The sequence below is a fragment of the Micromonospora maritima genome (assembly GCF_902825405.1).
Taxonomy (GTDB): Bacteria; Actinomycetota; Actinomycetes; order Mycobacteriales; family Micromonosporaceae; genus Micromonospora; species Micromonospora maritima.
Genome location: NZ_CADEAU010000476.1, coordinates 1 through 4,030, shown reverse-complemented (window position 1 = coordinate 4,030; position 4,030 = coordinate 1). Strand labels below are relative to the sequence as shown.

At 72.9% G+C, this 4,030-nt stretch carries 5 protein-coding genes; 3 read left to right on the top strand and 2 right to left on the bottom strand.

The window, feature by feature from the left end; genetic code table 11:
* The coding region (locus HUW36_RS27390; RefSeq protein ID WP_174530778.1) for an alpha/beta hydrolase-fold protein at positions 1 to 571 on the top strand (571 nt) is incomplete at its 5' end.
* A gap of 28 nt (positions 572 to 599) precedes the next feature.
* On the opposite strand, the gene HUW36_RS27385 is transcribed toward HUW36_RS27390, so the two are convergent.
* Together HUW36_RS27385 and murA are read right to left on the bottom strand one after the other, a co-directional pair.
* Positions 600 to 1,448, bottom strand: a complete 849-nt coding sequence (locus HUW36_RS27385; protein ID WP_174530777.1) for a 3-hydroxyacyl-CoA dehydrogenase family protein — start codon at positions 1,446 to 1,448, stop codon at positions 600 to 602.
* Between the two features lie 65 nt (positions 1,449 to 1,513).
* Positions 1,514 to 2,944: a UDP-N-acetylglucosamine 1-carboxyvinyltransferase gene (gene murA / locus HUW36_RS27380; protein ID WP_174530776.1), complete on the bottom strand. Its 1,431-nt coding sequence runs from the start codon at positions 2,942 to 2,944 to the stop codon at positions 1,514 to 1,516.
* Here murA and HUW36_RS27375 point away from each other — a divergent pair.
* Together HUW36_RS27375 and HUW36_RS27370 are read left to right on the top strand one after the other, a co-directional pair.
* Positions 2,943 to 3,515, top strand: coding sequence for a cob(I)yrinic acid a,c-diamide adenosyltransferase (locus HUW36_RS27375; protein WP_047893386.1), 573 nt, complete (start codon positions 2,943 to 2,945; stop codon positions 3,513 to 3,515). The genes murA and HUW36_RS27375 overlap by 2 nt on opposite strands.
* Positions 3,491 to 3,910 (top strand): VOC family protein, encoded by a 420-nt coding sequence (locus tag HUW36_RS27370; protein ID WP_174530775.1) that lies wholly within the window; start codon positions 3,491 to 3,493, stop codon positions 3,908 to 3,910. The genes HUW36_RS27375 and HUW36_RS27370 overlap by 25 nt, the downstream gene beginning before the upstream one ends.
* The last annotated feature ends 120 nt before the right edge of the window (positions 3,911 to 4,030 follow it).

Genomic DNA, 4,030 nt, shown 5'->3' with positions numbered 1-4,030 from the left:
GCCCGTCTGCCTGGTGCTGCACGGCGCGTCGGCCACCCCGCGCGACTACGGCCGGTTCGGGCTGGCCCGCTTCCTCACCGACGCGGTGCGTCGCGGCGCCCCGCCGTTCGCGCTCGCCGGCGCGACGGGTGGCCGGCTCTCCTGGCGCCCCGCCGGCGACGACGACCCACGGCGGATGGTGCGCGAGGAGGTGCCCGCCTGGTGCGCCCGGCGCGGCTTCGACATCAGCCGGACGGCCGTCTGGGGCTGGTCGATGGGAGGCTTCGGGGCGCTGCTGCTGGCCGAGACGTACCCGGGCTGGCTGAGGATGGCGGCGGCCTTCTCCCCGGCGGTGCGCCCCGGCGACGCGGTCTTCACCGGCGTCGACAAGCTGCGCGGCACCCCGGTCGGGCTCTGGTGCGGCCGGCAGGACAACTTCCTCGCCGACGTCCGCGCGCTGGCCCGGGTGCTGCCCGAGCGCCCGGTACGGGCGGCCTGGGCCGACGGGCGGCACAACTTCGGCTACTGGGGCACCGTCATCCCGGACGCGTTCGCGCTGCTCGGCGCCGCGCTCACCCCGCCCCGGACGTGAGTCGTCCAGGGCGGGGCGCTCGACACGCTCAGTACGAGTAGAAGCCCTGGCCGGTCTTGCGGCCCAGGTCGCCGGCGGTGGCCATGCGCTGGAGCAGCTCCGGCGGGAAGAACTTCTCGTCCGCGGTGTCGGTGTAGATGTTGCGGGTGGCGTTGAGCAGCACGTCCACGCCGGTCAGGTCGACCGTCGCCAGCGGGCCCATGGCGTGCCCGAAGCCCAGCTTGCAGGCGGTGTCCAGGTCCTCGGCGGAGATCACGCCGGACTCGACGAGCTTGACCGCCTCCATCGCCAGCGCGCAGATCAGCCGGGTGGTGACGAAGCCGGCGATGTCCCGGTTGACCACCACCACGGTCTTGCCGATCTCCTCGGCGAACGACCTGGCGGTGTCCATGGTCGCGTCGCTGGTCTTGTAGCCCCGGACCAGCTCGCAGAGCTTCATCATCGGCACCGGCGAGAAGAAGTGGGTGCCGACCACCGACTCCGGGCGCTCGGTGGCGGTGGCGATCTGGGTGACCGGGATGGCCGAGGTGTTGGTGGCCAGCACCGCGTCCGCCTTGCAGATCTTGTCCAGCGCGCGGAACACCTCGTGCTTGATCTCGATCTTCTCGAAGACCGCCTCGACCACGATGTCCGCGTCGGCCGCGGCCTCCAGCTCGGTGGTCGGGGTGATCCGGCCCAGCGTCGCCTCGACGTCGGACGCCTCGATCTTGCCCTTCTCGGCGAACTTCGTCAGCGACTTCCGGATGCCGTCGACGCCCCGCTTCGTGGCCGCGTCGTCCACGTCGCGCAGCGTCACCTGCCAGCCCGCCTGCGCCGCCACCTGGGCGATGCCCGAGCCCATCAGCCCGGCACCGACGACCGCGAGTCGACCCGCCATCTGCTTCTCCCTCGCCGTGTTCTGGAATGTCCTCCAGAACCCTACTTAACGAGGGATAAGGGCCGTCAGATGGCCAGGTCGGGTTCCTCCGGCGCGGTGCCGCGCTCCACCTCGACGCCGAGCGCCCGCAGGTCCGCCACGAAGTCCGGGTAGCCCCGGTCCACGTGGTGCACGTGCGAGACCTCGGTCGTCCCGTCGGCGCACAGCCCGGCGATGATCAGGCCGGCGCCGGCCCGGATGTCGGTGGCGCGTACCGGGGCGGCGGAGAGCCGCTCCCGGCCGCAGACCAGGGCGTGGTGCCCGTCGGTCCGGATCTCCGCGCCGAGCCGCATCATCTCGTTGGCGAACATGAACCGGCCGTCGAAGATGTTCTCGGTGATCAGCGAGCCGCCCGCGCTGACCGCGGCCAGGCCGATCGCCATCGGCAGCAGGTCGGTGGCGAAGCCCGGATACGGCAGCGTGACCACGTCGACCGCCCTCGGGCGGTCGTCCATCCGTACCCGGAAGCCGTCGCCCCGGGTCTCCACCAGGCCGCCGGCCGCGACCAGCTTGTCCAGCGCGACCTCCAGGTAGGCCGGGTCCAGGCCGGTCACGGTGACGTCCCCCCGGGTCATCGCGGCCGCGAACGCCCAGGTGCCGGCGACGATCCGGTCCCCCACCGTGGCGTGCCGGACCGGACGCAGCTCGGGCACGCCGACGATGTGCAGCGTCGAGCTGCCGGCGCCGGAGATCCGGGCGCCCATCCGGTTCAGCATGGTGCAGATGTCGACGATCTCCGGCTCCCGGGCCGCGTTGTCGATCGTCGTGCCGCCCCGGGCCAGCACCGCCGCCATCACCAGGTTCTCGGTGGCGCCCACGCTCGGGAAGTCCAGCACGATGTCCGCGCCGTGCAGCCCGTCCGGCGCCTCGGCGATGACGAAGCCGTGCTCTCCGGAGATCTCCGCGCCCATCCGGGCCAGCCCGGCGATGTGCATGTCCAGGCCACGCGAGCCGATGGCGTCGCCGCCGGGGTGGGCCACCCGCACGTAGCCCCGGCGGGCGAGCAGCGGGCCGAGCACGCAGATCGACGCGCGCAGCCGGCGGACCAGGTCGTAGTCGGCCTCCGCGCCGGGTCGCTCCGGCACGTCGATGACGACCGAGCGGGACCGTTCCACACCGCCGCGGGCCACCATCGGGTCGACCGGGTCGTCCGGGCCGAAGCGTACGCCGCAGCCGAGCCGGCGCAGCACCTCGCCCATGATCGCGATGTCGGTGATCCGGGGCACGTTGGTGATCACGCTGCGGCCGGGCGCGAGCAGCGCGGCGGCCATCAGCTTCAACGCCGAGTTCTTCGCGCCCACCACGTGCACGGTGCCGGCCAGCCGGGCGTCCCCCCGTACCCGGATGACGTCGACGTCGCTGATCGCCGGGTCGCCGGCGTCACCCGGCCCCACCGCGGTCGGCCGGTCCGGCCGCACCGGGATGGTCAGGTCCGGTATCCGTAGGCTGTGCGTCATGGCCGTCCACCTCACGCGCATCTACACCAAGGCCGGCGACGCCGGCATGACCAGGCTGAGCAACAACGAGCAGGTGCCGAAGACCGATCCGCGGATCGCCGCGTACGCCGACGTGGACGAGTGCAACGCCTCGATCGGCGTCGCGCTCGCCCTGGGGCAGCTCCCGGACGAGCTGCGGGCAGTGCTGGAGTCCGTGCAGAACGACATGTTCGACGTCGGCGCGGACCTGGCGACCCCGGTCGAGCCGGACCCGAAGTACCCGCCGCTGCGGGTCACCGAGGAGTACGTCGAGCGCCTGGAGGGCTGGTGCGACGAGTACAACGCGCGCCTGAGCAAGCTCGACTCCTTCATCCTCCCCGGCGGCACCGCGGGCGCGGCACTGCTGCACGTGGCACGGACGACCGCCCGGCGCGCCGAGCGTGCGGCATGGGCGCTTGTCGCACACGACCCCGATCGGACCAGCCCCCTCCCGGCAAAGTATCTCAACCGGCTCTCCGATCTGCTCTTTATCCTGTCAAGAACGGCGAATCCGGACGGAGACGTGCTATGGGTGCCGGGCGGGAAGCGCTGACCCTCGGCGGTCTGCACCACGTGGAGGTCTGGGTACCCGACTTGGCGGCAGCCAGACGTACCTTCGGGTGGCTTCTCGGAGAACTGGGGTGGACCCCGTACCAGGACTGGCCGGCCGGCCGCTCCTGGCGCCACGGGCCCACCTACCTGGTCTTGGAGGAGTCCCCGGCGCTCACCGGCCGAACCCACGACCGGCTCGCGCCGGGGCTCAACCACCTGGCCTTCCACGCCGGCCCGCCGGAGGCGGTCGACCGCCTGGTCGCCGCCGCACCCGAGCACGGCTGGACGCTGCTCTTCCCGGACCGACACCCGCACGCGGGCGGCCCCGACAGCTACGCCGCCTACCTGACCGACGGTCAGGGCTACGAGGTCGAGCTGGTCGCCGGGACGGACTGAGCCGAGGACCCCGCGATCGACATCCGACCCGCGCCCCCGGCCCCACCCGGCCTCAGCACCGGTCGACCGCGCCCCGACGGACGGGCGCGGTCCGACCGGCCCCGGGCCGCCGTGAGCCCG